The 26173-nt window shown below is 68.9% G+C and carries 26 protein-coding genes; 11 read left to right on the plus strand and 15 right to left on the minus strand.

All coding sequences use genetic code 11. The features are described 5' to 3' along the window. The first annotated feature begins 9 nt into the window (after window positions 1-9). A complete protein-coding gene (locus tag LCL61_RS09900) occupies window positions 10-804 on the plus strand; it encodes an HAD-IIA family hydrolase (RefSeq protein ID WP_034308369.1) in 795 nt (264 codons plus the stop codon). Window positions 805-1023: 219 nt separating this feature from the next. Further along, window positions 1024-1839 carry a metallophosphoesterase gene (locus LCL61_RS09905; RefSeq protein WP_340686561.1) on the plus strand — a complete coding sequence of 272 codons (816 nt, stop codon included), beginning with the start codon at window positions 1024-1026 and terminating at the stop codon, window positions 1837-1839. Window positions 1840-1842: 3 nt separating this feature from the next. Here LCL61_RS09905 and LCL61_RS09910 read toward each other — a convergent pair whose 3' ends face one another. Together LCL61_RS09910 and LCL61_RS09915 are read right to left on the minus strand one after the other, a co-directional pair. Continuing rightward, window positions 1843-2217, minus strand: a complete 375-nt coding sequence (locus LCL61_RS09910) for a YccF domain-containing protein (RefSeq protein ID WP_340686562.1) — start codon at window positions 2215-2217, stop codon at window positions 1843-1845. Then, window positions 2217-2978, minus strand: a complete 762-nt coding sequence (locus LCL61_RS09915; RefSeq protein WP_340686563.1) for a PhzF family phenazine biosynthesis protein — start codon at window positions 2976-2978, stop codon at window positions 2217-2219. Before LCL61_RS09915 ends, LCL61_RS09910 begins: the two co-directional genes overlap by 1 nt. A gap of 133 nt (window positions 2979-3111) precedes the next feature. On the opposite strand from LCL61_RS09915, the gene LCL61_RS09920 reads away from it, so the two are divergent. Next, entirely contained in the window at window positions 3112-4770 is a 1659-nt protein-coding gene (locus tag LCL61_RS09920; RefSeq protein ID WP_340686564.1) for an AMP-binding protein, read from the plus strand. Between the two features lie 562 nt (window positions 4771-5332). Here the strand turns inward: LCL61_RS09920 and LCL61_RS09925 are convergent. Together LCL61_RS09925 and LCL61_RS09930 are read right to left on the minus strand one after the other, a co-directional pair. After that, window positions 5333-6304 (minus strand): R2-like ligand-binding oxidase, encoded by a 972-nt coding sequence (locus LCL61_RS09925; RefSeq protein ID WP_340686565.1) that lies wholly within the window; start codon window positions 6302-6304, stop codon window positions 5333-5335. A gap of 30 nt (window positions 6305-6334) precedes the next feature. After that, window positions 6335-6931, minus strand: coding sequence for a TetR/AcrR family transcriptional regulator (locus LCL61_RS09930; protein WP_340686566.1), 597 nt, complete (start codon window positions 6929-6931; stop codon window positions 6335-6337). A 94-nt stretch (window positions 6932-7025) separates the two neighbouring features. Between LCL61_RS09930 and LCL61_RS09935 the strand changes: the two genes are divergently transcribed. Next, window positions 7026-7679 carry an HAD family hydrolase gene (locus LCL61_RS09935; RefSeq protein WP_340686567.1) on the plus strand — a complete coding sequence of 218 codons (654 nt, stop codon included), beginning with the start codon at window positions 7026-7028 and terminating at the stop codon, window positions 7677-7679. Here the strand turns inward: LCL61_RS09935 and LCL61_RS09940 are convergent. Beyond that, window positions 7615-7860 (minus strand): hypothetical protein, encoded by a 246-nt coding sequence (locus tag LCL61_RS09940; RefSeq protein ID WP_125683903.1) that lies wholly within the window; start codon window positions 7858-7860, stop codon window positions 7615-7617. The genes LCL61_RS09935 and LCL61_RS09940 overlap by 65 nt on opposite strands. Window positions 7861-7991: 131 nt before the next feature. Here LCL61_RS09940 and LCL61_RS09945 point away from each other — a divergent pair, with 131 nt between their 5' ends. Then, on the plus strand, window positions 7992-8378 hold the full coding sequence (locus tag LCL61_RS09945) for a cold-shock protein (RefSeq protein WP_016337551.1): 387 nt from the start codon (window positions 7992-7994) through the stop codon (window positions 8376-8378). A gap of 270 nt (window positions 8379-8648) precedes the next feature. On the opposite strand, the gene LCL61_RS09950 is transcribed toward LCL61_RS09945, so the two are convergent. From LCL61_RS09950 to LCL61_RS09960, 3 genes are read right to left on the minus strand one after another with little or no spacing between them, the layout of a single operon-like run. After that, on the minus strand, window positions 8649-9113 hold the full coding sequence (locus LCL61_RS09950; RefSeq protein WP_425342038.1) for a DUF2771 family protein: 465 nt from the start codon (window positions 9111-9113) through the stop codon (window positions 8649-8651). A gap of 28 nt (window positions 9114-9141) precedes the next feature. Continuing rightward, a complete protein-coding gene (locus LCL61_RS09955) occupies window positions 9142-11055 on the minus strand; it encodes an MFS transporter (protein WP_340686569.1) in 1914 nt (637 codons plus the stop codon). A 51-nt stretch (window positions 11056-11106) separates the two neighbouring features. After that, complete coding sequence (locus tag LCL61_RS09960) at window positions 11107-11871, minus strand: glutaminyl-peptide cyclotransferase (RefSeq protein WP_340686570.1); 765 nt, start codon at window positions 11869-11871, stop codon at window positions 11107-11109. 49 nt (window positions 11872-11920) lie between these two features. On the opposite strand from LCL61_RS09960, the gene LCL61_RS09965 reads away from it, so the two are divergent. Further along, window positions 11921-12787: a DUF3027 domain-containing protein gene (locus LCL61_RS09965; RefSeq protein ID WP_340686571.1), complete on the plus strand. Its 867-nt coding sequence runs from the start codon at window positions 11921-11923 to the stop codon at window positions 12785-12787. Further along, complete coding sequence (locus LCL61_RS09970) at window positions 12777-15584, plus strand: sacsin N-terminal ATP-binding-like domain-containing protein (protein WP_340686572.1); 2808 nt, start codon at window positions 12777-12779, stop codon at window positions 15582-15584. Before LCL61_RS09965 ends, LCL61_RS09970 begins: the two co-directional genes overlap by 11 nt. Before the next feature lie 67 nt (window positions 15585-15651). On the opposite strand, the gene LCL61_RS09975 is transcribed toward LCL61_RS09970, so the two are convergent. Then, on the minus strand, window positions 15652-15879 hold the full coding sequence (locus LCL61_RS09975) for a DUF2530 domain-containing protein (RefSeq protein WP_125801418.1): 228 nt from the start codon (window positions 15877-15879) through the stop codon (window positions 15652-15654). 80 nt (window positions 15880-15959) lie between these two features. On the opposite strand from LCL61_RS09975, the gene LCL61_RS09980 reads away from it, so the two are divergent. The 4 genes from LCL61_RS09980 (at window position 15960) to LCL61_RS09995 (ending at window position 19720) form a co-directional block, all read left to right on the plus strand. Further along, on the plus strand, window positions 15960-17417 hold the full coding sequence (locus tag LCL61_RS09980) for an NCS2 family permease (protein WP_340686573.1): 1458 nt from the start codon (window positions 15960-15962) through the stop codon (window positions 17415-17417). Between the two features lie 67 nt (window positions 17418-17484). After that, window positions 17485-17916, plus strand: coding sequence for a MarR family winged helix-turn-helix transcriptional regulator (locus tag LCL61_RS09985; RefSeq protein WP_016337543.1), 432 nt, complete (start codon window positions 17485-17487; stop codon window positions 17914-17916). A 104-nt stretch (window positions 17917-18020) separates the two neighbouring features. Beyond that, window positions 18021-19280 carry an MFS transporter gene (locus tag LCL61_RS09990; protein ID WP_340686574.1) on the plus strand — a complete coding sequence of 420 codons (1260 nt, stop codon included), beginning with the start codon at window positions 18021-18023 and terminating at the stop codon, window positions 19278-19280. Further along, a complete protein-coding gene (locus LCL61_RS09995; protein WP_340686575.1) occupies window positions 19277-19720 on the plus strand; it encodes a hypothetical protein in 444 nt (147 codons plus the stop codon). Before LCL61_RS09990 ends, LCL61_RS09995 begins: the two co-directional genes overlap by 4 nt. Here the strand turns inward: LCL61_RS09995 and LCL61_RS10000 are convergent. From LCL61_RS10000 to LCL61_RS10025, 6 genes are all read right to left on the minus strand, one after another. Then, window positions 19717-20733 (minus strand): hypothetical protein, encoded by a 1017-nt coding sequence (locus LCL61_RS10000; RefSeq protein WP_340686576.1) that lies wholly within the window; start codon window positions 20731-20733, stop codon window positions 19717-19719. The genes LCL61_RS09995 and LCL61_RS10000 overlap by 4 nt on opposite strands. A 9-nt stretch (window positions 20734-20742) precedes the next feature. After that, a complete protein-coding gene (locus tag LCL61_RS10005; RefSeq protein WP_340686577.1) occupies window positions 20743-21549 on the minus strand; it encodes an SDR family NAD(P)-dependent oxidoreductase in 807 nt (268 codons plus the stop codon). A gap of 307 nt (window positions 21550-21856) precedes the next feature. Continuing rightward, window positions 21857-22606, minus strand: a complete 750-nt coding sequence (locus LCL61_RS10010; RefSeq protein WP_340686578.1) for an arylamine N-acetyltransferase family protein — start codon at window positions 22604-22606, stop codon at window positions 21857-21859. Between the two features lie 93 nt (window positions 22607-22699). Then, window positions 22700-23323 (minus strand): superoxide dismutase, encoded by a 624-nt coding sequence (locus LCL61_RS10015; protein ID WP_340686579.1) that lies wholly within the window; start codon window positions 23321-23323, stop codon window positions 22700-22702. A gap of 198 nt (window positions 23324-23521) precedes the next feature. Next, window positions 23522-25390 (minus strand): serine hydrolase domain-containing protein, encoded by a 1869-nt coding sequence (locus LCL61_RS10020; protein ID WP_340686580.1) that lies wholly within the window; start codon window positions 25388-25390, stop codon window positions 23522-23524. Window positions 25391-25497: 107 nt separating this feature from the next. Then, window positions 25498-26166: a biliverdin-producing heme oxygenase gene (locus LCL61_RS10025; RefSeq protein WP_340686581.1), complete on the minus strand. Its 669-nt coding sequence runs from the start codon at window positions 26164-26166 to the stop codon at window positions 25498-25500. Window positions 26167-26173: the final 7 nt, after the last annotated feature.

The raw sequence follows: 26173 nt of genomic DNA on the forward strand, positions 1-26173 counted from the left end.
GTGGGCGGTATGAACGAGCGCCGTTGGACATACCTCAGCGACATGGATGGCGTGCTGGTCCAGGAGGAGCACCTCGTACCCGGCGCGGACGAGTTCCTCAAGGAGCTGCGCGCCAACGACATCGGCTTCCTGGTGCTGACCAACAACTCGATCTACACCCCGCGCGACCTGCGGGCGAGGCTCGAGCGGACCGGTCTCGACATCCCCGAGGAGGCCATCTGGACCTCCGCGCTGGCGACCGCGAAGTTCCTCGCGTCGCAGCGGCCGAACGGCTCGGCGTTCGTGATCGGCGAAGCCGGGCTCACCACGGCCCTGCACGAGGTCGGCTACGTGCTGACCGAACGCGACCCGGACTACGTGGTACTCGGTGAGACCCGCACGTACAGCTTCAGCGCGATAACCCGCGCGATCAGGCTCATCGAGGGCGGCGCCAAGTTCATCGCGACCAACCCGGACGCCACCGGCCCGAGCATGGAGGGCTCGATGCCCGCCACCGGCTCGGTCGCGGCGCTGATCGAGAAGGCGACCGGCCGCTCGCCGTACTACGTGGGCAAGCCGAACCCGCTGATGATGCGCTCCGCGCTGCGGCGGCTCGGCGCGCATTCGGAGTCGACGCTGATGATCGGCGACCGGATGGACACCGACGTCCACTCGGGAATCGAGGCCGGATTGCAGACGATCCTGGTGCTCACCGGCATCTCCACGCGGGAGAGCGCCGAGCACTACCCGTACCGGCCGACCAAGATCATCGACTCCATCGCCGATCTGGTCGGGCGCACCGGCGACCCCTTCGGCGAAGGCTGAGTCCGTGGTGAACCCGCGTGCGAGAGCGACGTCTGCAGGGCGCGGCGCCGTCACTTCTCACTTCTCCACAGGGGTGGGAGCGAAGGTCCCCCAACCTCGGTGTGGAGAGGCGAGCGACCGCGCCCCGTAGCGGGGCCTTCGGCCGGTTTCGCGGGCCGTCATCAGCTCCGCCAACAGGCTGAGCGACACAGCCGCATGCGGAGGGCTTATCGTCAGACGATGCACGACGATCAGCCCGCGTCCTCGACCTACGTGGTCGGTGACGTGCACGGACACCGGGACGAGCTGGCCGAAGCGCTCCGGGAGAAGGGGCTGATCGACTCCGACGACGACTGGTCCGGTGGGGAGACGACCCTCTGGTTCCTCGGTGACTTCGTCGACCGGGGGCCCGACGGCGTCGGCGTCATCGACCTGGTGATGCGGCTGGAACGGCAGGCCGCGACGGCGGGCGGCCACTGCGGGACGCTGCTGGGCAACCACGAGATCCTGCTGCTCGGGATGTACCACTTCGGCGACACCGAGGTGCCGTCCGACTTCGGTCCGCGCAGCTTCGCCCGCAGCTGGGAGATCAACGGCGGGCTGCTCGAAGACCAGGACAGGCTCACCCCGCAACATATCGAATGGCTGACCTCCCGTCCGATGCTGACGCTGGCCGCGGACCATCTGCTGATGCATTCGGACACGCTCGAGTACCTCGACTGGGGCGAGGACATCGACGGCATCAACGCGCGCGGCCGCGAAATCCTCGAAGGCAGCGACATCCAGGCCTGGTGGGACGTCTGGCGGCGGATGACCACGCGCTACGCCTTCCGCGGCCCGGACGGCGCGGACGTCGCGCAGCAGGTCATGGACCGGCTCGGCGGCGAGCGGATCGTGCACGGGCACAGCGTCATCGCCGACCAGCTCGGGATCCACCCCGCGCAGATCGAGGGACCGTACCTCTACGCGGGCGGGAAGGCGCTGGGGATCGACGGCGGGTTGTTCGTCGGCGGCCCGTGCCTCATCGTGCCGCTGCCCTGGGAACCCGAGGACTGATCGTCAGGGAAGCTCCACGATCTCCTTGCCCAGCGGCATCAGCGAGACCGGGATCATCTTGAAGTTCGCCACGCCGAGCGGGATCCCGACGATCGTGACGCAGAGCGCCACCCCGGTCAGCACGTGCCCGATCGCGAGCCAAAGCCCGGCGAAGAGGAACCAGATGACGTTGCCGATCGTCGACGCGGCCCCGGCGTCGCGCCGGTCCACCACGGTGCGGCCGAACGGCCAGAGCGCGTAGGCCGCGATCCGGAACGACGCCAGCCCGAACGGGATGGTGACGATCAGGATGCAGCAGATGACGCCGGCGACGACGTAGCCGAGCGCCATCCACAGGCCGCACAGCACGAGCCAGATGACGTTCAGGATCAGGCGCATCAGACGTGCAACTCCCCGCTGGCCACGGTGACCGCCTGCCCCGAAAGCAAAACGCGGTCGCCTTCGAGGTTCATCCGCACGATGCCGCCGCGGGCCGAGGCCTGTTCGCCGACGAGCTTGTCCCGGCCGAGGCGAGCGGACCAGTACGGCGCGAGGACACAGTGCGCGGAGCCGGTGACCGGGTCTTCGTCGATGCCGACGCCCGGCGCGAAGAACCGGGTGACGAAGTCGATCCCCTCCACATCACCCGGCGCGGTGACCATCAGCCGTCCGTTCCAGTGCGCGCGCAGCGCGGCGAGGTCCGGGGCGAGCGAGCGCACCACGGACGCGTCGTCCACCACCGCGAACAGGTTGTGCTTACTGCGCCCGACGTACTCGAAGGAGACGCCCGGCAGGATCGACGACAGATCGTCGTCCGACTCGCGGGGCGGGTCCGACGGGAAGTCCATCGACACCCAGCCGTCTTCGGCGCGGCAGCGCAACTCGCCGCTTTTCGTCGTGAAGGTCTGTTCGCCGCCGAGGACGTGCGTGGTCGCCAGCGTCGCGTGCCCGCACAGGTCGACTTCGGTCTCCGGCGTGAACCAGCGAAGCGACTTCGGGCCTTCGCCACCGACCTCGACGAAGGCCGTCTCGGCGTGCCTCAACTCGGCGGCGACGGACTGCATCCAGCCCGCGTCACCCGGCGAGTCCAGCAGCACGACGCCGGCGGAGTTACCGGCGAAGGCCTCGGAGGTGAAGGCGTCGACGATGTAGAGGCGCATGTCTCCGACGATATCGGCCACGGCCGGACCCGGCCTCCGGGTTTCCCCTGAGGTGGTCTCCACTTGCAGGTGGCCGCCGTCACGCCGCGTTCCTAGACTCGACGCGTCGATGCCGCCGAACGCAGGAGTCTCCATGCCCGACGCCCCCGCCTTGCCGAGCTACGCATCGGGAATCTCGGACACCCCGCTGCTGGGGGACACCATCGGGGACGACTTCGACCGCACCGTCGCCGCCTTCGGCGACCGGGACGCGCTCGTCGACCGCGCCGCCGGGAAACGCTGGACCTACACCGAACTCGCAGCCGAGGTGGACGCGCTCGCACTGGGCCTGCTGGACCTCGGGATCGCCAAGGGCGACCGCGTCGGCATCTGGTCGCCGAACCGGTGGGAGTGGACCTGCGTCCAGTACGCGACCGCGAAGATCGGCGCGATCCTGGTCAACATCAACCCGGCGTACCGCTCGCACGAACTCGAGTACGTGCTGAACCAGGCCGGGATCAAGCTCATCGTGGCCGCGGCGTCGTTCAAGACGTCGGACTACGCGGGCATGATCGCCGAAGCGGGACCGAAATGCCCGGCGCTGGAACACGTCGTGCTGCTCGAAAGCGAGGAGTGGACGTCGCTGCTGGAGAACGGACGCGGCGCGGATCCGTCGAGGCTCGCCAAGCGCCAAGGCGAACTGTCCGCGGACGACCCGATCAACATCCAGTACACGTCCGGCACCACGGGTTTCCCCAAGGGCGCCACGCTGAGCCACCACAACATCCTCAACAACGGCTACTTCGTCGGCGAACTCTGCAACTACACCGAAGCCGACAAGATCTGCATCCCCGTGCCCTTCTACCACTGTTTCGGCATGGTGATGGGCAATCTCGCGGCGACGACCCACGGCGCGTGCATGGTCATCCCGGCGCCCGCGTTCGAGCCGAAGGCCACCCTCGAAGCCGTCGCGGCCGAGAAATGCACGTCCCTGTACGGCGTTCCGACGATGTTCATCGCCGAACTGGCCGACCCGGACTTCGCTTCACACGACCTGTCCTCGCTGCGCACCGGGATCATGGCGGGCTCGCCGTGCCCGGTCGAGGTGATGAAACAGGTCATCGACCGGATGGGCATGGCGGAGGTGTCGATCTGCTACGGCATGACCGAGACGTCGCCGGTGTCCACGCAGACCCGCGCGGACGATTCGGTGGAACGGCGGGTGTCGACGGTCGGGCGGGTCGGGCCGCATCTGGAGGTCAAGGTCGTCGATCCGGAGACCGGGCTGACCGTGCCGCGCGGCGAACCCGGCGAACTCTGCACACGCGGCTACTCGGTGATGCTCGGCTATTGGGAGCAGGCCGACAAGACGGCCGAGGCGATCGACGCGGCGCGGTGGATGCACACCGGCGACCTCGCGATCATGGACGCCGACGGGTACGTCAACATCACCGGCCGGATCAAGGACATGGTCATCCGCGGCGGTGAGAACCTGTACCCGCGCGAGATCGAGGAGTTCCTCTACACCCATCCGGACATCCTCGACGCGCAGGTCATCGGCGTCCCGGACGAGAAGTACGGCGAGGAACTGATGGCGTGGGTCCGCATGCGCGAGGGCGCGGAGCCGCTGACGGCCGAAGCCGTGCGGGAGTTCTGCGAGGGGAAGCTGGCGCGCTACAAGATCCCGCGGTACGTCCATGTCGTCGAGGAGTTCCCGATGACGGTGACCGGCAAGGTGCGCAAGGTCGAGATGCGGGCGGAGTCGATCAGCATCCTCGGACTCGAAAAGGCGGCGGCTACCAAACACGCCTGACACTTCGGGGGCAACCTGTCACAGTTTTGCCGCGTGTTCCCTTCGCGGTGGATCCGAACGGCCGCGAGGGGGAAGAATGAAACTCGAGCGAAGCAGAAGAGTTCTCGCCCTGGCCGTCTCGGCGATCGTCCTGCCGCTGTCGCCGCGGCTCCCGCGACCGCCCCCATCGATCTGGGAACCCTGCCGGGAGACCAGTACAGCCAGGTCAACGCGGTCAACGACGACGGCGTCATGGTCGGCTCGTCCACGCCGCTGGACGCCAGATCAAGTACCACGCGGCGAAATGGGACCCGCGGGGTCGCATTTCCGCGCTGCCGGGCCTCGGCGGTGAACAACATCGCGACGAAGTGGGCCGCCGACGGCACCCGGACGGTGCTCGGCGCTTTTGCCGGGCGGTACCTACAGCGTCGCCGACCACATCACGGCGAACGGGACGATCATCGGCCTGTCCGGCAACGAGAACGGCCGCACGCACGCCGTCTGCTGGCCCGCCGGATGACCTTCGAAAGCGCGTGAAGGCCCCCTTCCGTCGGTTCAGCCGAGTGAAGGGGGCCTTCACGCGCTAGGCCGCGGTGTTGGCGGCGGCCGCGGCGATCGCCTTCGCGTCTTCTTCGCCGAAGGTCTCTTCGAGGTTCTCCGGCGAGTAGTCGAGGTCGATCTGCTCCACCGGCATCCCGCGCGCGGATTCGATCGCGCCCAGCCGGCGCTGCGCCCGGTCGGCCGCGTACTGGGTGATCTGCTCCTGGTCGAAGTCGAAGGGAGTCTCTTCGAACTGGCTCTGCACCCACTGGATCATGTCGAGCGCGTGGGGTAGCAGCTCGCCCATCCGCTGCTGCACCGCGTCCCACAGCGAGTCGTCCGCGGCGACGTGGCGGCGGCAGGTGAAGGTGCCCCACGCCATGTGGCGGCGTTCGTCGTCGCCGATACGGCGTACCACCTCCTGCACACCCGGCAGGATGTTGTGCTGCGTGCAGATCAGCTGCCACGAGTAGTACCCGGTCAGCGCGAGACTGCCTTCGATGACGTGGTTGTAGGTGACGCTCGCGCGGATCTGGTTGAGCGGACTGGGATCGTCCTCCAGCGCACGCAAGGACTGCGGCAGCTCTTCGTAGAAAAGCTTGCGGTAGTGCGGATTCTCCGCGACGTACGGATGCAGGTCCTCGGTCAGCCCGACGGCGTCCATCCAGCGGCGGAACACCTCGGTGTGCTTGGCCTCTTCGAAGCAGAACTGCGTCAGGTACATCTCGTCGCCGAAGCGCCCGGTCGCGGACATCGCCCGCATGAACGGCTGGATGTCTTCGGTGACAGCCTCTTCGCCTGCGATGAACTGCGACACCAGGTACGTCGCCGACCGCTGCTGCTCCGGGTTGAGCGTCTCCCAGCCCTCGCGCTCCCGGGAGAAGTCGATGTCGGCGGGATTCCAGAACTTCTTGTTCCCCTTGACGAACAGCCGCAAGGGGAACGAGTCCCAATTCAGCCCGCCTTCGCGCAGTGAGGAAAAACCGGTCCGCAGTTCGGAGAGCGTATCGGTCATGACGTACCCTTCATGTCACTCCATTGTGGACTAATCGGTGGTCAGCGCCCGGATGGCGGGCGCCAGCACGGCGACGACCGAAGCCGCCGCCTCGTCGGCCGAATGCGTCGGCATGACGAGATGGGAGAGGGAAAGCCGCACGACGGTCTCCGCCAGCAGCGCGGCGGATTCCGGGGACAGCGACGGCTCGAACTCGCGGTACTGCCCGGCCGCGACCTCGGTGGCCGCGGTCAGGATCGGTTCGCCTTTGGTGGTCAGCAGGGGAAGGAGATCCTCGCCCGCTTCGGTGCCGAGTGTCGTGGCGACGAGCCGGTTCTCGCGGGCGTGCTCGATCGTGTGGACGACCGCCACCCGGATCCCGTCGCGCAGGTCCCGCGCGTCCTGGACGCGCAGGCGGATGCCTTCCAGGAACTCCGACGTCGTCCGGAGGATCACGGACTCGGCGAGCGTGCCCTTGTTGCCGAACTCGTTGTAGACGGTCTGCCTGCTCACTCCGGCGCGGGCGGCGACGTCCGCCATCCGCAGGGCCGTGTAGCCGCGTTCGGTGAGCAGGTCGGTGGCCGCGTCGAGCAGAGCCTCCCGCAGAGAGGCCTTGGTTCGATCGGAGAAGCTCGTGATGTCGCCCACACTTCCAGCTTGACACAGATCGCGTCCATGTCAAAGAAGTTGACGGGCACCCATCCGGTGTAAATCAGTCGGTGGCTGCGGCTACCGTGGCCGTGTGGGCATCACCGTGGGGTTCGACCTCGACATGACATTGATCGATCCGCGGCCGGGCATGGTCGCGGTGATGAACGCGCTCGGCGTGGAGTCCGGCCTGCCGCTGGACGGCGAGTACTTCGCGGCCAACCTCGGCCCGCCGCTCGACGCCAGCCTGCGGGGCTTCGGGGCGCCGGAGGAGCGCATCCCGGAGCTGGTGACGCGCTTCCGCGCGATGTACCCGGAGACGGTCGTGCCCGTGACGGTCGCGATGCCCGGCGCGGCCGAGGCACTGCACGCGGTCCGCGAGGCGGGTGGGCGCACCGTCGTCGTCACCGGGAAGTACGCGCCCAACGCGAAACTCCACCTGGACGCGCTCGGTCTCGAGGTCGACGTCCTGGTGGGGGAGCTGTGGTCGACCGAGAAGGCCGCCGCGCTCACCGAGCACGGCGCCCGTGTCTACGTCGGGGACCACCTCGGCGACATCCGCGGCGCACTGGCGGCCGGTGCGGTCCCCATCGGGGTCACGACCGGCCCATGCACCAAGGAGGAGTTGCTCGCGGAAGGGGCCGACGTGGTGTTCGACTCGCTGACCGAGTTCCCCGGCTGGCTCAGCTCTTTCGGCGAGCCTCGCGGATCAGGGCGATCAGGCCGAGGGCCAGCCCCAGCGGAGTGATCACACCCGCCGCGGCGGACAGCCACACCGGCAGGTTCTCCAGTCCGGCGGCGAACAGCACGAACACCGCTGTGACGGCGATCATGCCGAGCGCGAACAGGCCGATGCCGACGCGCATGAGGATCGGTTTGCCGGGCTTTTCGGGGACGGCCACAGCGGCCTCCTTTACTGCGGTCTCCATGAAGCAGAGGGTATCCGCCGGTATCCGCTTCTCCACAGGGCGTGTGGCGAGATACGCTTATGGGACGCGCGCCCTGGGTACGCCCCGGGCGCGTTCGTTGTGAGCAGGACAGCAAAGGACTGGTGAGGGAAGTGCCGACCGGCAAGGTCAAGTGGTACGACGCGGAGAAGGGTTTCGGTTTCGTCACCCAGGATGGGGGCGCCGACGTCTACATCCGCAAAGCCGCGCTGCCGCAGGGCGTCGAAGGGCTCAAGGCGGGCCAGCGCCTCGAGTTCGGTGTCGCCGACGGCCGCCGCGGCCCGCAAGCGCTCTCCGTCCGGCTGCTGGACCCGCCGCCGTCGGTCGCCGAGGCGCGCCGCCGTCCCGCCGAGGAGCTGCACGGGCTCATCGAGGACATGATCAAGCTGCTCGAGCTCAAGGTGCAGCCGGACCTGCGGCGCAACCGCTACCCGGACCGGAAGAACACGAAGCAGATCGCCGAGATCATGCGCGCCGTCGCCCGGGACCTCGATCCCTGATCGGCCGCGCCCGGGTCCGTGAAGGCCTCCTTGGCGGATTCGTATTTGTTCACCCACCCGCGCGGCCGGCGGTTTCGTCGATGAGGGATCGGGGACATTGAACGTCCCGAATCCCTCATCAACGGCGTCCCGCGGTGTCTCGAATCCTGGTGGCGCCGTGACTCGGGGAAGGCCGGTCGTAGGTAAGTCCGTGGAGACCTTCACGGACTTACCTGCGCAGGTCGACCGCACCGAGAGGCCGCGCGCGGTAGCAAAGGTCCCTTGCTCCCCTCAGGCGGCCGGCGGCTCGACCTGCAGCGACCAGATCGCCGTGGTGACCGCCTCCGCGTCCTCCGGACGCCCGGTCCGGCTGAGCACCGAAGCCTGCGCGACCTCGACGACGAGGATCTGGTCGTCCGGCCGGGGCGTCGTCACGGTGTAGGCGAACCGGTCCAGCGACGTGATGATGTCCTGCTTGAGCTCCTGCGGCTCGCCCTTGCCGTTCACGTACTGCACCGTGACCTTCCACGGTGTCTCCGCGATCGCGCTCGGCACCGAGATCTGCACCGGCTTGCCCGGCCGGATGCGCAGCTTGCCCGCGGCGTCGGGCCGGGTGGTGCACTGCGCGCTCTTGATGTCGCAGGACGCCAGCGGGGCGACGTTCACCGTCTTGCCGTCGGCGAAGAAGGTCACCTCTTCGGGGCCGGGGGCCGCACAACCGGCCACCACGAAACCACCCGCCGCGAGTAGGGCCAAAATACGAAGTCGCCGCATACGGTGAAGATTACGAGCCTGGCCGCCACCGGGAGTCACCGGGCTGCGAGGGGATCGGCGATTCGCTCGTCGGCTCCGGGCGCAGCGGCCGGTCGCCGCCGAGCCCCGGGATCAGCGAAGTGCCGCGCCGGACCATGAACGTCTGCGTGAACCCGACGGTCAGCAGGATCGACAGCACCAGGAAGCCGATCCAGTACGTCGGCGGCAGCAGCAGGCCGACGGCACCGCCGAAGCACCAGGACATCTGCAGCACGGTCTCCGACCGCCCGAACGCCGACGCGCGCGACTCTTCCGGCAGGTCTTCCTGGATGACGGCGTCGAGGCTGATCTTCGCCAGCGCGCTCGCGGTCGCGCCGACGAGCGCCACGATCGCCGCCGTCGCCAGTCCCGCCGCCACGGTGGCGATGATCGCGATGCCGAGACAGGCCCCGACACAGGCCAGGATCACCTGATCCGGTTTGCCGAAGTGCAGCCGCGAGCCAAGCGCGTTGCCGAGGAAACCGCCGACACCGGCCGCGGCACCGATGATCCCGAGCAGCAGCAGCTGGTCGAACGGGCTCTGCCCGCTGCCTTCCGCCTGCGCCTTCACCGCGAACGCGGAGAACATCATCAGGAACCCGGTCAGCACGCGGACGGTGCCGTTGCCCCACAACGAGACGACGATCTGCCGCCCCATCGGCTGCCGCTGCTTCTTGACCCGCCGCTCGGGATGCGCGGACAGCGACGCCGGCACCTCGCCCTCGGTCTTCTCGACCCAGGACGGGATGCGCATCGACTGCACCGCGGCGGCGACACAGATCAGCATGGTGAACCACAGCGCGCCCTGAGAGCCCCAGATCGCGTTGACCCCGCTCGCCAGCGCGCCGAACGCACCGGCGGCGACCAGGCCGAACACGGTCAGCCGCGCGTTGGTCTTGGACAGCGTGATCTCCGGTGGCAGCACCCGTGGGGTCACGGCGGCCTTGAGCACGGTGAACGACTTCGAGAGCACCATCATGCCCAGCGCCGCCGGGTACAGGAGCCAGTCGTCGAAGTGCAGCGCCATCACGATCGCCATCAGCGCCTGCCCCGCCGAGGACACGCACATCGCGAGCCTGCGGCCGCGCTGGATCTTGTCCAGCGCCGGGCCGATCACCGGCGCGACCAGCGCGAACGGTGCGATCGTGATGAGCAGGTAGAGCGCGACCTTGCCCTTGCTCTCCCCGCTGGTGGCGGCGAAGAACAAGGTGTTGGCCAGCGCGATCGCCATGGCGGCGTCGCTGGCGTAGTTCAGCATCACCGCGTACGTCAGCGACGTCAGGCCCGATTTGTCGGCGCCGTCCGCCTTCGTCGCGCGCTGGAAGGCTCCGACGGCCTGCCCGGTGAGCTGACGGCTGCGCATCGCCGCGACCCGGGTGACCGTGATCTTCTTCGGCATCTTCGGCAGGGAGCCCGCGCGTGGCGGGACCGCGGTCGTCGGATGCTCGTGCGGCTGCTCTTGGGCGACACGCGGCTCACCCGCGTAGCCACCGGTGTCGTAGTGCTCGTACTCGCCGCTGCCCGGCGGGTGCTCGTCGTAGAACCCGCCCGGACGGCGCCGGACGGGTTCGGTCTGCCGCTGCGAAGGATCCGGATACGGCCGCGCGCCGCGGGGAGGGGTCCTCGGCGGGGGCGGCTGGTGGTGCCCCATCGGGATCGCGCTGGTGCGTGCCTCGTCGGCGGTCGGCCCGGCGGGATGCGGCTGGTAGTGGGGCTGGTGCTGCGGACGGGCCGCGGGCGGCACCGGCTGCTGGTCGACGCGGGTGGGCGGTGGCGCGGACCAGTTGCGTACCTGGGCGGCTCCCGGCTCCGGCGTCCACTTCCGCTTGCTCTTGCGGCCACGCTCCTTGCCCGGCCTGCCGGAAGGCGTGCCGTCGGGTCCAGAGTTCGAGCCGAAGATTCCCACGCTTCAATCCTGCCTTACGCGGGTCTCGCTTCGCGCGTTCACCACTGCTTTCTAGGTGGTCGCGACGAATTTCACGCGGAACATCCTGGGCCAGAGCTTGCCGGTGATCAGGAATTCGTCGGTCCCCGGCACCGCCGCGATGCCGTTGAGGACGTCGGCGGAGCTCCGCTCCTCGGGAGTGAGGAGCCCGGACGCGTCGATCTCGCCGGTCACCCGCCCGGTCGCGGCGTCGATCCGCAGGATCCGGTCGGTCTGCCAGACGTTCGCGTACACGGAGCCCCCGACGCATTCCAGCTCGTTCAGCTGGTCACGGCCGACATCGACACCGCCTGTCGGCGCGAAGGTCACGGGGTCACGGAAGGTCAGCTTCGACGACCCATCGCTCATCACCAGCTGCCCGTCGCGGTGGCACAGCCCCCAGCCCTCGCCGGTGTAGTTCACGCGCCTCAGCTCGGCCAGCGTCTTGGCGTCGCGTTCGATCGCGACGCCGTCCTGCCAGGTGATCTGCCAGGCCGTCGGCCCCAGCACGGTGATGCCCTCGCCGAACAGGTCGGGCAGGTCCTGCCGGACCGACGGCGCCGCTCCCGGGGGCCCGGCCCGCATCGACGACTTCCCGACCAGGCCGGTCCCCTCGTACAGCGTCTCGCCGGAGAACTCGAGGCCCTGGGTGAAGGCGGCCGGGTCGTGGGGCAGGGTCGAGAGCACCCGCACCTTGAATTTCTCGGGCGCGGGCGGGGCGGCGTCGCTCACCGGCGCGGCGGCGCAGCCACCGAGGACGGCGGCCAGCAGGAGTGACATGGTCATCAGCGTGCGCACGCGGACAGCCTGACACGGACCGCGATATCGCGTGCGGCAGAATGGGGGCATGACCCTGCTGTTGACTCTGGACGACGGCTCCATCCAGCGCAAACTCGCCGAGGCGGTCGATCTCGCCCGTGCGGCGGTGCTGGAGGACGCCGGTGCCGAACAGGTCGGCGCGCACGTCGGCGTCGACCGGGAGGACGCGGTCTCCGCGAGCCACCTGTTCGAGGCGACCGTGTCGGGTTATCGAGGCTGGCGCTGGTCGGTCACGGTCGCGCTCGCCGGCGAGGAAGAGCCGATCACGGTCAGCGAGGTCGTGCTGATCCCCGGTCCGGAAGCGCGCGTCGCCCCGGCGTGGGTGCCGTGGGACCGCCGTGTCCAGGCGGGCGACCTCGGCGTCGGCGACATCTTCCCGGTGGAGAAGGACGATCCGCGGCTCGTCCCGGCGTACCTGGAGTCCGACGACCCCGCGGTCGAAGAGGTCGCCATGGAGGCCGGTCTCGGGCGGGTCCACGTGCTGTCGCGGCACGGCAGGCTCGACGCCGCCGCCCGCTGGCACAGCGGCGAGTTCGGCCCGCGGTCGGACATGGCGCGCAGCGCGCCGGACGTCTGCGGGAGCTGCGGGTTCTTCGTGCCGCTGGCCGGTTCGCTGAGCGCGGCCTTCGGCGCGTGCACCAACGACATCTCCCCGGCGGACGGTCACGTCGTCGACGTCGAGTACGGCTGCGGCGCGCATTCCGAGATCGAGGTCGAGGTGACCTCGTCCGTGCCGGTGGCGGAACTGGTCTACGACGACTCGCTGATCGACTTCGAGCCCGCCCCGGAGACCTCCGCCGAGGTCCAGCCGGAGGTCGAGCCGGAGACCGTCTCCCCGGCCGAGGAGACCGCCGACGAAGCTCAGGTCGAGGCCGAAAGCGCCAGTGAGTACTGACCCGTTTGGCACCGAGCGGCTCCGCGCCGCAGTCCTGCGGGCGTGGGCCGATTCGCCGACGCGGTTCACCGAGGACACGAACACCGAGAACGACCTGCGGGTCGGCGGCTACCGTGACCGGCTGTTCGTCGAGCTGGCGCAGAACGCCGCCGACGCCGCCCTGGCCGCCGGTGAACGCGGCAGGCTCAGGGTGTCCGTCGTGGACGGTGAGCTGAGGTTCGCCAACACGGGTGCGCCCTTGGCCTCCCGCGGGGTCGAATCCCTTGCCTCCCTTCGCGCTTCCGGCAAGGGGGAGGAGACCGTCGGCCGTTTCGGCGTCGGGTTCGCCGCCGTGCTCACGGTTTCCGCCGAGCCGAGGATCGTTTCGGTGACCGGTGGGGTCGCCTTCTCCGCGGAACGCACGCGCGCCGAAGCCGGCCGCGCCGGAGACGTTCCCGTGCTCCGGCTTCCGTGGCCGGTCGCCGAAGCCGAACCTCCCGTGCCCGAAGGCTTCACCACCGAGGTCCGGCTTCCGCTGAGTGAGAGCGTCGACAGCCAGGCCCTGCTGGCGGACCTGAAGAACGACATCGGCGATCTCCTGCTCACCCTGTCCTGGCTCGAAAGCATCGAGGTCGAGGGCGGTGTCTGGCGCCGGTCCGATCTCGGTGACGGCGTCGTCGAGATCGCGTCACCGGACGGTGCCGAGCACTGGCAGGTCCATCGCGGCGACGTCGTCTGGGCCGTCCCGCTGGACGGGTCCGGGTCGCCCCGGCCGCTCGGTGACGACGTCCTGCACGCGCCGACCCCCACCGACGACGAGCTTTCCCTGCCTGCCAGGCTGATCGCGACGTTGCCGATCGAGCCGTCCCGCCGCCGCGCGCTGCCGGGTCCGGAGCTGACGGCGGCACTGAAGAACGCCGCGCGGGAGTACGTCGATCTCGTCCGTTCCTTGCCCGGCAAGGAACGTCTGGCGCTCGTGCCGGGCGCGGACTTCCCGCGTTCCACTGTGGACGGAACGCTGCGGGAGGCCATCCTCGAGAATCTCGCCGGCTTGCCCTGGCTTCCCGCGCAAACAGGTGACGACTTGCCGGGGCGTCAGGCGCGTGTCCTGTCGGTGGACGTACCAGGGCTGGCGCCGCTGCTGGCGGACCTCGTGCCTGGACTGACTTCACTGTCCGGTGTGGACCTTCGCGCCGTCGGCGCGCAGTCGCTCTCACCCGCCGAGGCCATCGAGCTGCTGGCCGGGGCACAGCGCGAGCCCTCGTGGTGGCGTTCGCTCTATGACGTGCTGCTCCCGGCGCTCGAAGCGCACGACCTCACCAAGGACGACCTCGGCGCCTTGCCGGTGCCGATGTCGGACGGCCGTACCTTGCCCGGCGTCCGCGACGCGTTGCTCGTCGGCGGCTCGGCGGAACTGCTCGAACTCCTGTCCGATGTGGACATCATCGGCCTGCGGCTCGTGCATCCGGCCGCCGCGCATCCGTTGCTGGAACGCTTGGGAGCCAAGCACGCAGAGGCGAGCGACCTGCTCGAAGCCGACGCGCTGAGCGCCGCCGTCGAACGCAGCGTCGAAGACGTCCGGTCCGGTTTGGACGGTATGGCCCTCGCGGGTGCGGTGCTCCGCCTGATCGCCGAGGTCGGTGACGAGGCCCCCGATTGGGCGGGCGCTTTGGCCTTGCCGAGTGAGGACGGCTGGCGTCGCGCGGACGAACTCGTCCTGCCCACGTCGCCACTGGGCGACATCTTCGATCCCGAGGTGTTCGAAGAAGACGGCGCTTTGTCCGTGCTGGACGAGGAATTCGCCGAGGACTGGCCGGCGGCCACGCTCGTCGCGGCCGGCGTGCTGGATTCCTTCGCGATCATCACCGACGACGAACCGCTGGAACCCGAGCACGGACTGCCCGACGAGCACGACTGGTGGGATTCGCTGGAGCGCCCGCCGTCACGGGTGCTCGCCGTGCGCGATCTCGATCTCGTCGGCGATGACGCCTGGCCGGAGGCGCTGCGGTTGCTCGCGTCCCGTCCCGAAACCTGGCGTGCCCTCACCGAACCCGGCGGGCACACCGGCTGGTGGCTCGCGCGGTACGCGCTCCTGGACGGGCACGCGCCGCTCGATTGGCGGATGCCGGAAGCGTCCGCGCTGGCCGGGCTCTACGACGTCGTCCCGGATTCGGGGTTGAGCAAGGAGATCCTGCTCGCCATCGGGGTAAGGACAGAGCTGGGTTCCGAGGCCGAAGACGTCGAAGATCTCTTGGAGCGGCTGGGTGACCCCGAGCGCAAGGTGAGCCCCGGGCTCGCTTCCCGGGCGCACGCGGCCCTCGCCGAGTACACAGTGGACGTCGCGCCGCCGGATCGCGTCCGCGCCGCCGATGGTTCGGCCGTCGATGCCCAGAACGCCGTCGTGCTCGACGTACCGTGGTTCGCCGCCGTGCTGGCGCCGGAGCGGATGGTCGTCGCGGCGAGCGGCGCCGCCGCGCTGGCGGAACTGCTGGACCTGCCGGTGGCGAGCGGTCTCGACGCCAAGGTCACCGAAGACGGCGAATACGTGCCGTGGACGGAGTTGCCCGCGCTTCGGCTGGCCGCCGATCAGCTGGGCGTCGAACCGCCCGAGGGCGGGGTGCTGCTGCACGAGGCGCTGACGGTGACCTTCGAGGACGCGGAGCACGACGTCGCCTGGTGGTCCGACGGCAGGCTGCACGCCGCCGACACCCCCGAAGGGCTCGGCCGGGCCTTCGCCTGGGCGACGGACCGCTGGGCCGACCGGCACGTCCTGACGGCCCTGCTCGAAGACCCCTCGCCTTCGGCTCTCCTGAACTGACGCGTTTCGTCCTCTGAATGCGGTCCTTGCGTGTGCAACTACCGCATTCAGAGGACGAAATGCGGGGCTAGAAGCGTTGGGCGCTCTTCGAGCCCCGGCGGGCGGCGGCGCGCTGCCAGGCGATGATCGCGAGACCGATGAAGCCGAGCACGAGGCCGGAGAACGCCGTCTGCACCCAGATGCCGTCGGTCACAAAGAACAGGACCACGGTCGCGACCGCCCAGAGCGAGGTACCTACGATCACGACCGGCGTCAGGTCGGTCAGCCGCTTCGGCAGCTCCGGCGTTGGCCGCAATGAACCGTTTACTTCCCCGGAATTGATCGATTCGCCCACGTGGGGAAGGGTACCCGGCAACGGGCGAAGGGTGGTACGCGATGGCGGAGCAGCGCACCCGGTCCACACTGGACCGGTTCTTCAAGATCAGCGAGCGCGGCTCGACACCGGGACGTGAGATCCGCGGCGGGGTCGTCACCTTCTTCACGATGGCCTACATCGTGGTCCTGAACCCGCTGATCCTCGGCAGTTTCTCCGCCGACGACGCGGGCGCGCACAAGGACGTCCTCGGAGACATCCTCCCCGTGCCGCAGGTCGCCGCGGTGACCGCGCTGGTCGCCGGGGTGCTGACCATCGTCATGGGCCTGGTCGCGAACTACCCGTTCGCCATCGCCACCGGTCTCGGCATCAACAGTCTGATCGCGGTCACCTTCGCCTCCCAGATGACCTGGCCGGAGGCGATGGGCCTGGTGGTGATCGAGGGCCTGATCATCGTCCTGCTGGTGTTCGCCGGCATCCGGACGGCGGTGTTCAACGCCGTGCCGCCGCCGCTGAAATCCGCGATCGCGGTGGGCATCGGCCTGTTCATCTGCCTGATCGGCCTGGTCGACGCCGGTTTCGTCCGCCGCGTTCCGGACGACGCGAAGACGACCGTGCCGGTCGGGCTCGGCATCAACGGTTCGATCGCGTCGTGGCCGACGCTGGTGTTCGTCGTCGGCCTGCTGGTTACCGGCATCCTGGTGGCGAAGCGGGTCAAGGGCGCGATCCTGATCGGTGTCCTCGCCTCGACCGTGCTGGCGATCGTCATCGAGGCGATCACCAAGGTCGGCCCGTCGAAGGGCGTCAACCCGCAGGGCTGGAACCTCGGCTACCCGGCGCTGCCCGATCAGGTCCTCGGCGTGCCGGACCTCTCGCTGGTCGGCGACATCTCCTTCGGCGCCTGGACGCGGCTGCCGATCATCACCGTCGTGCTGCTGGTGTTCACCCTGGTGCTGGCGGACTTCTTCGACACCATGGGCTCGATGACCGGCCTGGCGAAGGAGGGCGGTCTCCTCCCGCCGGACGGCAAACTCCCGAACGTCGGCAAGGCCCTGTTCGTCGACGGCACCGCCGCGGTGGCGGGCGGTTTCGCGTCGTCGAGTTCGAACACCGTCTTCGTCGAATCCGCGTCCGGTATCGCCGAGGGCGCCAGGACCGGGCTCGCGAACGTCGTCACCGGGGTGCTCTTCATCGCGGCCATGTTCCTGACCCCGCTCTATCAGGTCGTCCCGGTCGAAGCCGCCGCTCCGGCGCTGGTCGTCGTCGGCGCGCTGATGATGAGCCAGGTCAAGGAGATCGACTTCGCCGACTTCACCGTCGCGCTGCCCGCGTTCCTGACCATCGTGGTCATGCCGTTCACCTATTCGATCGCCAACGGCATCGGCGCCGGCTTCGTCAGCTACGTCGTCATCCGCGCGGTCACCGGCAAGGCCAAGGGTGTGCATCCGCTCATGTGGGGTATCGCGGTGATGTTCGTGGCCTACTTCGCGGTCGGTCCCATCCAAGCCGCGTTCAACTGACCAGCGGTTATGTCATCCGTGGGCGATCTCACGGGCCGATGATCCGATCGTGAGGTATGCTAACTATATGTCCGGAGACACGCACGAGCGCTCACTGGCGAGCCGCCTGCGTCTCGCGGTGGTGCGGCTGAATCGACGGCTGCGGGCCCAGCGCGCCGGTGACGGCATCTCGCTGACCCAGGTGTCCGCGTTGTCGACGCTGCACAAATGCGGTGCGCTGACCCCCGGCCAGCTCGCCGCGAAGGAAGGCGTCCAGCCGCCCTCGATGACGAGGGTGATCGCCGCGCTCGAGGAGATGGGTTACGTCGAGCGCAGGCCGCATCCGACGGACGGCCGCCAGGCGATCGTCGAGTTGTCCGACCGCGGCCGGGCCTACGTGATCGAGCAGATCACCGCGCGGGAGATCTGGCTGGACAAGCAATTGGCGGAGTTGAGCGCCGAAGAACGTGAAGTGCTCTCTCGCGCCTCCGAGATCATCGACAGGATGGCGGGGAACTAACAGCGGTGACGACCACGGGTAACGAAACACAGTGTCCTTCCAAGACCACCGTTACCCGGGAACCCGCTCCACCACCGCCCGCGCCCGAGAAGCCGCGCGGGAGCATGTTCTCCTCGCTGAAGGTCCGTAACTACCGGCTCTTCTTCACCGGCCAGGTCATCTCGAACATCGGCACCTGGATGCAGCGCATCGCGCAGGACTGGCTGGTGTTCACCCTCAGCGGCAACGACCCGATCGCGCTCGGCATCGCGGTCGCGCTGCAGTTCGCGCCGACGCTGTTCCTCTCGTTGTGGGCCGGGGTGCTGGCCGACCGCGTCGACAAGCGGCGGCTGCTGATCGGCATCCAGATCGCCGTGCTGGCGCAGGCGGTCGTCCTCGGCGCGCTCGATCTGAGCGGGATCGCGGCGCTCTGGCACGTGTACCTCCTCTGCTTCACCCTCGGCGTGACCGCCTCGCTGGAGGTGCCCGCGCGGCAGTCGTTCGTAGCCGAGATGGTGGGCAGGGACAAGGTCACCAACGCCGTCGCGCTCAACTCGTCGATCTTCAACATGGCCCGCATCGTCGGCCCGGCCATCGCGGGTTTCGCGATCACCTGGGTCGGCACCGGCTGGCTGTTCATGGCGAACGCGGTGAGCACGGGCGCGGTCATCGCCGCGCTGGTGATGATGAACCCGGACAAGCTCTTCCGCGGCCCGGCCATCCCGCGCGAGAAGGGGCAGCTCGTCGAGGGGCTGCGATACGTGCGGCGGCGCAGCGACCTGATGACCGTGATGGTGCTGGTGTTCTTCGTGAGCACGTTCGGCATCACGTACTTCACGTCGCTGCCGATCGTCGCCGCGAACGTCTTCCACACCAACGCCGACGGCTACGGCCTGCTGTCGACATTGGTCGCCGTCGGCACCTTCACCGGCGCGCTGATGTCGGCCCGCCGCAACACCCGCGGCGGTCCGCGCGTGCGGCTGCTGCTGATCTCGGCGTTCCTGCTCGGCGCGTTCGAGGTGATCACCGCGTTCATGCCGACGTACTTGACCTTCGGCCTCGCGCTGATCCCGCTCGGCTTCGCCACGATCACCTTCCTGAACACGGCGAACGCGCTCGTGCAGACCGCGGTCAGCCCGGAGATGCGCGGCCGGGTGATGGGCCTGTACGTGCTGGTGCTGATCGGCGGCAACCCCATCGGCGGCCCGATGACCGGCTGGATGGCCGACGCTTTCGGCGGCCGCTCGCCGTTCTACATCGGTGGCGCGGTCTCGGCGCTCGCCGCGATAGCCTGCGCCGTCGTGCTGATCCGGCGTGGCGGCGTGAGCCTGCCGGTGCGGCGGTTCGGGAACGGTCTGCGGGTGCTGAAGCGGGAGCGGGTGTGAACGAACTCGGCGTCGAACCGTCGGTGACCCGATGGAACGACGGCGAGGCCCGGTTTCTCGACTGGACGATCGACGGCGTCGCGCTGTGCTCGATGCTGTCTGAGCCGCCGCAGCAGCAGACACCGTTGTTCCTGGACGACGATGGGTGGCGCGAGGCCGCTGTCGCGGCGCTTCGCCGTCTGCTGGGCGAACTGCCGGGTGATTTCGACGATGGCCGGGTCGCGCTGCTGGTGTGCCCCTTGTGCGGTGATCTCGGCTGCGGCGGGTACAGCGTCGAGGTCGTCTTCGGCGACGACGTGGTCGAGTGGCGGGCCCTCGGTTGGCAAACCGACTACGAGCCGTTCGACGACCCGGACGAGTACCGGTTCACCGGGGCCACGTTCGAGCGGAAGGCGTACGAGACCCTGCTCGGCGACCTCCTGTCGAACTACCGCGCCTAACGGCCGAGCAGCGGCGGCACCACCTTCTCGGCGAGCGCCGGGAGATCACCGGTGCCCTTGAACTTCAGCGTCTGCCCGGCCGGATCGTCGGTGAGCTGCACGAAGACGCCTCGTCCGTCGATCTGGGCGGGTAATCCGGCGATCGTCGTGGTCGGGGTGACGGCGGTGGACAGTTCGCTGTAGTCGGCGGTCACGCCGTTCAGTTCGCACGCGGCGAAGAAGGTCGGCTTCGCGTTGTCGACGGGCACACCGAGGGCGCGGCCGAGTTCTCCGCACAGCAGCCACGAGATCACCGGAAGCGGCCGGTCCTTGATCGGGCCGGGTTCGGTTTTCTCCAGGGCGATCTCGCCGTCCTTGCCGATTTTCGGCAACTTCGGCCCCGGCGGCGTCACACCGGCGATCAGTGCTTCGGCGAGCGCCCTCGCCTTCTTCTCGGTTTCGGGGCTCTTGACGATCCTGCTGCGGAGTGAAACGTGCAGCACCGGCGACGCGCCGTTGTGCGGCGCGACCTCGACGAGTTCGACGCTCAGGCTGGTGCCGTCCTTGTCGGTGGCGATGACCGCGAGCTTGCCGGCGACCGAGGTCTTCGTGGGCATGCCCCGGCTCGTGTCCTCGGGCAGCGCGGGAATCATCTGCACGCTGACGTCGAGTTTCGTGGTGATCGCGTGACAGGAGCTTCCCGCTTCCCGCAGCGTGCGGTCGCCGAGGATCTCCTCCCAGCGCTGCTCCGGGATCGCCTGGCACAGCACCTGCGCGCCGGTTTCGTCCGTCAGCGCGGCCACCATCTCGCCCGTCGGCATCGTGACCGGGCGGAGCGCCTGCGCCCGGTCGGACGGCCAGACTTCGGGGAGCTCGGCGCCGGTGTCGGTGTCGTCCCGGCTCAGCAGCGTGATCGCGACGGCGATACCCGCGCCGAACAGCAGCAGGACACTGACCAGCGCGCAGCCCGCCCAGATCCACATCGGACGGTCGGTCTTGCGTGCGATGGCGCGATAGTCGTTCGGGGTGGTCACGGGGTGAAGCTAGCCCGTCGGGCGTCCGCTGTCCGGCGAAACGCCAACCCGATGGATGGATCCGCACGGGTCTTCGAGGAGGGTTGCGGTCGGCCTGGACCAGCGCTGGTCAGTAAACCGGCGAAGTGGACCCGGCAGCCTTCCGGACGGTGGGGGGCCGGGTTTCGCGTATCCGGACCTCATACGATTCTGAAGCACGTAGATGCCGGTATTCGAGAGTGTCGTGGCAGCCATTCGCGTCCCGGTGCTCGAGAGGTCCTCGACCACCGCCCCCGTGGTCCCGAGGTCAGCGGCAGGTCGGCGAAGACCGGGTCTCACCTCCACCTGGCCGAGGGAGGCGGCTCCAGCGCCTCCCTTGATCGCTGTCTGCCCAAGGACGCACAGGATGTCGCCGCGGAACCGGAGGATCTGCCCGGTGACGCCCGCCGACAGGTCGCTGAGCAGGTACGTCACCAGCGGTGCCACCCGTGAGGCGACGGCGCCTTTCGACGCCGAGTACGCGGCCGCGCGCCGCTGGCCGATCATCGAGCCGGACCCGATGTTCACGATCACGCCGCCACCCCGCACACGCAGCACTTTCGCCGCCGCGGTCCCGCGGAACAGCGGGCCGAGCACGTTGACCTCGACCACTTCGCGCATCCGCGCCGGGTCGTCCGACCACGGGTCGGCCCGGTGGTTGACGCCCGCGTTGTTGACCAGTCCGGCGGCCAATTCGGCGTCGGCGACCGAGCCGTGGTGAGAGACGGCGCGCCCGTCCAGTGCGCGGATCTCCGCCGCGACCACGTCCGCGAGCCCCGTTTCGACGTCGTTCACCACGACCGCCGCGCCCTGTGCGGCCGTGTGGCGGGCGAAAGCCCTGCCCAGACCCGGTAATCAGCACGGCTTTGCCGCTCAGAAGGCTCATGGAGGCAGAGTGTTCCGTCACCCGGAAGGGTGAGATAGGCATCTCTCGGCCGTACCCCTTGTCGGGGTAGATGAGGTTAGGCTAACCTCATACATGTCCGCTTCGTGGTGGGAGCGGCAGTCAGTTCGGGAACGGACGAAGCCCCGCAACCGGGTCACCCCCGGAGGCGGGGCTTCGTTCATTCCGGAGGGTTCATGGTCGATGACCATGGCGATTCGGTCAAGGCACCCGGTCGAGTTCGATCCCGAACTCCTTCCGGTAGACGTCCAGGATCTCCCGATCATCCGAAAGCCTGGTCTCCTCGCGGACGCCATGGGTGGTGACGATCAGCCTGTCACCCGCGAGCGTGACCCGCCCGTGCCTGGTCGGCAGCGAGCAGGTCGGCCCCTGCGTGAAATGCGAGTCCGGCGACGTCGACTGCCAGAACGCCGTCGGGACGAACTCGTCCAGATCCCGCGGCCGCCGCTCGATCCGGTACTGGGGATCGCCGTCCCGCAGGACGTCGATGTCCCCGTGGGGCGCGTCGAGGACCAGGAACTCACCCGCCGGGTCGGCCTGCGCCTCGGTGGCGGACAGCCGCAGCGGGAACCGGCTGAACCGGCCGAAGCCGACGTCGGCCAGCCAGGGTTCGTCCAGGTCGACGTGGACGACCGCGTGGTCGAACGGCGGCCCGAGGGTGCCGTCCGGCCGGAACACCTTCGCCGGCCTGAGCTCGGCGTCGAACCCCAGTTCCCGTAGCAAGGCGGCGAAGAGCCCGTTCAGTTCGTAGCAGAAGCCGCCGCGCCGCCGTCGCACGATCTTGTCGAACAGCGCCTCGGTGTCCAGGACGATCGGCTCGCCGAGGTGGATGCTCAGATTCTCGAACGGGACCACCGCGAGGTGGCGTTCCTGCAGCGTCCGGAGCGCGGCGACGTCCGCGGTGGCGGGACGGTCGAGCCCGAGGCGGTCGAGGTATGCGGCGACGTCCATGCGTCCACCTTCACACCTCGACTCCGCTGGAGGTCAAGGCGGGAACAAGAACGGGGCCCTCCCGGAAGGAGAGCCCCGCTTCGTGGCGAGAGGTCAGCCGAGCAGCAGGCCGTTGCCACCGGCGACGGCGTTGTCGAATCGCTTGGAGATCTCGGCCCAGTTGAAGATGTTCCAGAGCGCCTTGACGTAGTCCGGCTTCACGTTCTTGTAGTCCAGGTAGAACGCGTGCTCCCACACGTCGACCAGCAGGATCGGCGTGGTCGGCAGGACCAGGTTGTTGTGGTGGTCACGCAGCTGCTGGGTGATCAGCGTCTTGCCGATCGGGTCCCAGGAGAGCGCGGCCCAGCCGTTGCCCTGGATCGTGGTGGCGACCGCGGTGAACTGCGCCTTGAACTTGTCGAAGGAGCCGAACGCCTCGTCGATCGCGGAGGCCAGCTCGCCGGTCGGCTTGTCGCCGCCTTCCGGGGAGAGGATCTTCCACCACACGACGTGGTTGGCGTGCCCGGCGAGGTGGAACGCCAGCGTGGTCTGCAGGCCGACGATGTCGCCGAAGTTGCCGGCCTCGCGGGCCTCCGCGAGCTTGTCGAGCGTGTCGTTCGCGCCCTTGACGTAGGTCGCGTGGTGCTTGCTGTGGTGCAGCTCGTTGATCTCGCCCGAGATGTGCGGCGCCAGAGCGCTGTAGTCATAGTCGAGATCGGGGAGCACGTAGCGGGCCATCGGCCCTCCTTCTGTCTTCGACACAAGTTTCCAAGGACGAACTTAGTCGTCTTCACCCGTTTGCGGCGACCGGGGGCGCCGCGTTTCTCCCCAGGTGGAACGACCCGTTCGTAGCGGCTGTACCCCGTGGGGCCACCGCCTGAAACCCACCCTGCTAGCTCCAGTTAGCTGGAGGTCAAGGCGATGTGACGGCGGTCATCAAGCCAGGTAGGGCAGCCCGACCAGGTGATAGGAGGCGATCGCCCCGAGGAAGGCCGCCAGCGCCACGGAAACCACCGTGTAGGTGATCCTGGCGGGGGTGGTCCACCAGCGGCGGAGCCACGCGAGCGCCGTGCAGACGACGGCCGCGCCGGCCAGGAGCAGGACGACGTTCGGCAGGAGCAGGGTGACGCTCAGCAAGGGGGAGTGCCCGGAGGTCAGCGCGACGGCTGCGGCGCTGAGGTCACTCATGAGGAGCGCGAAACCACCCGTGAACAGCAGGACCGCGAGGGCGGCGGACCAGGCGGCGACGGTCGCGAACCGGGCACCCGGCGGGTTCCGCTCACGGCCTCGCCGGACGAACGCGCGGATCGGCCACCACACCAGCGCGCCCAGCAGGAGCAGCAGCGCGATACCGAGGATCAGCAGATGTGTGGAGGGCGAACCGAGCCACGACGTGCGTTCGTAGGAGGAGTTCGGGTCGTCGCCCGCGAAGAGCAGCATCTGCCCGCCGGATTCGCGGAACGCGAGCCGCTCGCCCGCCGCGTCGGTGAACAGACCGGGCTCGGTCTGCGTCCATCGCCGGGTCCCCTCGCCGAGACCGGACGTCGTCAGCGCGCCGTCACCGTCGGCGGTCACCGTGACGCCGCCCGCGAGCGCGCGGACCTTCGTGAAGCTGTCGTAGTCCAACCGGGTGTTGTTGTAATCGCCTTCGAACCGTGAGACGTCCCCCGTCAGTGGCACGGGAGCGGGAACGGGAGCGGCGGGCTGGAGCCGGTCGAGAAAGGCTTTGAGTACCTCGGCGGTCACCGCGGCGGCGTCACCGGAGAACGCGCCGCCGTTGAACGCCAGGTACACGCCGGTGTTCTTCTCGGGGATCAGTTCCAGCACGCTGAAGAACCCCGGTGAGTCGCCGCTCTTCTCCGCCATGCGCAGGCCGTTCAGGTACCGCTCGGAGAAGCCGAACCCCATCGCGGGCAGTCGCGGGTCGTTGCGGTACCGCGCGCCATGCAACTGGTCGAGCAAGGAGCGGCTGAACACACCGGGGACGAGGTTCGCGGACAGATAGCGGCCCATGTCGGCCGGAGTGGCGACGTTCCCGTCACCGGCGGGTGGTTCGGGGCCGAAGTTGGCGGGCGGGACGACCTGCGCGGACCCGTCCCAGCGGTAGCCGGTGGCGAGAGGGACGTCCGGGGTGGGCTGGGCGACGCTGCTGTCCTTCATCCCCGCCGGTTCGAAGATGTGCTGCCGCACGTAGTCCGCATAGGACTGTCCGGACGCGAGTTCCACGAGATGCCCGGCCAGCGCGAAGCCGTAGTTCGAGTAGATGGCGACCTCGCCGGGCGGGCGGACGCGGGTGGGTATCTCGTTCGCGAGGTGCTCGGCGAGCGTCGGCAGCTTTTCTTCCCGGGGCGTGAACATCCGGTACACGCGGTCCTCGAAACCCGCGGTGTGGGTCAGGAGGGAGAACAGGGTGACCGGCCGGCCGGGGAAGGTTTCGGGGATCTTGAACGACTTCAGGTACGTGTTTACGTCGGCGTCCAGCGCCAGTTCGCCCTTTTCGACGAGCTGCATCGCGGCGGTCGCGGCGATCGACTTGCCGACGGAGTTGATCAGGAACCCGGTGCGCGCGGGGTCCACCTTGGCTTGAATGTCCACTGAGGACACTCCGTAGCCCGTCGAGAACACGGTCTTGCCGCCTTCGACGACCACGACGGCGGCGCCGGGAATGTGATGCTCGGCAAGGCTTCGCGGGAGGATTTCATCGAAGACGCCGGCGGCGGAGCCGGGTGTCGCCGCTTGGGCGGCGGGGGCACTCAGGACCGTCGCGACGGTCAGCAGGGCGGCGGTGGCCGCGATCCGGAACATACCCGGAAAGTTAGGGATTTCCCCGGGGAGAGAGGATCCGGCGGGCCGCCGATCGCGGGGTGGGGCCCGCCCTACCCCGCGACCGGCCCGACTTCAGGCGAAGGAGGTCAGGCGGCCCGGTACGCGTCCAGCTCGCTCGCCAGCTCGTCGAACACCGCGATGTTGCACTCGAAGGCCACGATGGCCTCCTCGATCAGCCGCGCGCGCTCGTCCTCGGTCCACGGCGCCGAGTTCAGCCGCTCGCGGTAGTCGTCCCGGAACTTGGGCGCGCTGCCCAGCTGGTCGAAGTGGTAGAACAGCGAACCCGCTTCGGTGAGCTCGTACTTGCGCTCCAGCAGCCGCCGGATGACCTGGCCGCCGGCGATGTCGCCGAGGTAGCGCGTGTAGTGGTGGGCGACGAACCCGCCGGACCAGTCCGACGCCTCGGCCACGCGCCGCGCGTAGCGCTCCGTCGAGGGCAGCGGGCGGACGGTCTCGCGCCAGTCCGGGCCGACGAGGTGTTCGAGGTCGCGTTCGAGGCTCGGCAGCCGTCGCAGCTCCTCGAAGACGAACTCGCCCGCAACCGGGTCCTTCGCCAGCTTGTCGGCGGCCTGCTCGATGGCCTGGTAGATGAAGTAGTACTGGATCGCCAGCCGGGTGTACCCGTCGCGAGTGAGCTCGCCGCCGAGCAGCGCGTTCATGTACTCGGAGTGGTTGGCCCGCTCGTGGGCGGGCAAGGTGGAGGCGCGCAGGGTCGCGGAGAACGGCCCGGATTCGACGTCGGTGGTCACCGGCATGGACAGA

The organism is Amycolatopsis coloradensis (assembly GCF_037997115.1).
GTDB classification, from domain to species: Bacteria; Actinomycetota; Actinomycetes; order Mycobacteriales; family Pseudonocardiaceae; genus Amycolatopsis; species Amycolatopsis coloradensis_A.

What these genes read in the sequence shown, in the direction of transcription:
- LCL61_RS10020 (WP_340686580.1), bottom strand. Translation starts at nt 25,390, where the DNA reads ATGTTCCGGATCGCGGCCACCGCCGCCCTGCTGACCGTCGCGACGGTC.
- LCL61_RS09905 (WP_340686561.1), top strand. Translation starts at nt 1,024, where the DNA reads ATGCACGACGATCAGCCCGCGTCCTCGACCTACGTGGTCGGTGACGTG.
- LCL61_RS09940 (WP_125683903.1), bottom strand. Translation starts at nt 7,860, where the DNA reads ATGGAGACCGCAGTAAAGGAGGCCGCTGTGGCCGTCCCCGAAAAGCCC.
- LCL61_RS09925 (WP_340686565.1), bottom strand. Translation starts at nt 6,304, where the DNA reads ATGACCGATACGCTCTCCGAACTGCGGACCGGTTTTTCCTCACTGCGC.
- LCL61_RS09920 (WP_340686564.1), top strand. Translation starts at nt 3,112, where the DNA reads ATGCCCGACGCCCCCGCCTTGCCGAGCTACGCATCGGGAATCTCGGAC.
- LCL61_RS09900 (WP_034308369.1), top strand. Translation starts at nt 10, where the DNA reads ATGAACGAGCGCCGTTGGACATACCTCAGCGACATGGATGGCGTGCTG.
- LCL61_RS10025 (WP_340686581.1), bottom strand. Translation starts at nt 26,166, where the DNA reads ATGCCGGTGACCACCGACGTCGAATCCGGGCCGTTCTCCGCGACCCTG.
- LCL61_RS09990 (WP_340686574.1), top strand. Translation starts at nt 18,021, where the DNA reads ATGTTCTCCTCGCTGAAGGTCCGTAACTACCGGCTCTTCTTCACCGGC.
- LCL61_RS09985 (WP_016337543.1), top strand. Translation starts at nt 17,485, where the DNA reads ATGTCCGGAGACACGCACGAGCGCTCACTGGCGAGCCGCCTGCGTCTC.
- LCL61_RS10015 (WP_340686579.1), bottom strand. Translation starts at nt 23,323, where the DNA reads ATGGCCCGCTACGTGCTCCCCGATCTCGACTATGACTACAGCGCTCTG.
- LCL61_RS10010 (WP_340686578.1), bottom strand. Translation starts at nt 22,606, where the DNA reads ATGGACGTCGCCGCATACCTCGACCGCCTCGGGCTCGACCGTCCCGCC.
- LCL61_RS09910 (WP_340686562.1), bottom strand. Translation starts at nt 2,217, where the DNA reads ATGCGCCTGATCCTGAACGTCATCTGGCTCGTGCTGTGCGGCCTGTGG.
- LCL61_RS09980 (WP_340686573.1), top strand. Translation starts at nt 15,960, where the DNA reads ATGGCGGAGCAGCGCACCCGGTCCACACTGGACCGGTTCTTCAAGATC.
- LCL61_RS09965 (WP_340686571.1), top strand. Translation starts at nt 11,921, where the DNA reads ATGACCCTGCTGTTGACTCTGGACGACGGCTCCATCCAGCGCAAACTC.
- LCL61_RS09915 (WP_340686563.1), bottom strand. Translation starts at nt 2,978, where the DNA reads ATGCGCCTCTACATCGTCGACGCCTTCACCTCCGAGGCCTTCGCCGGT.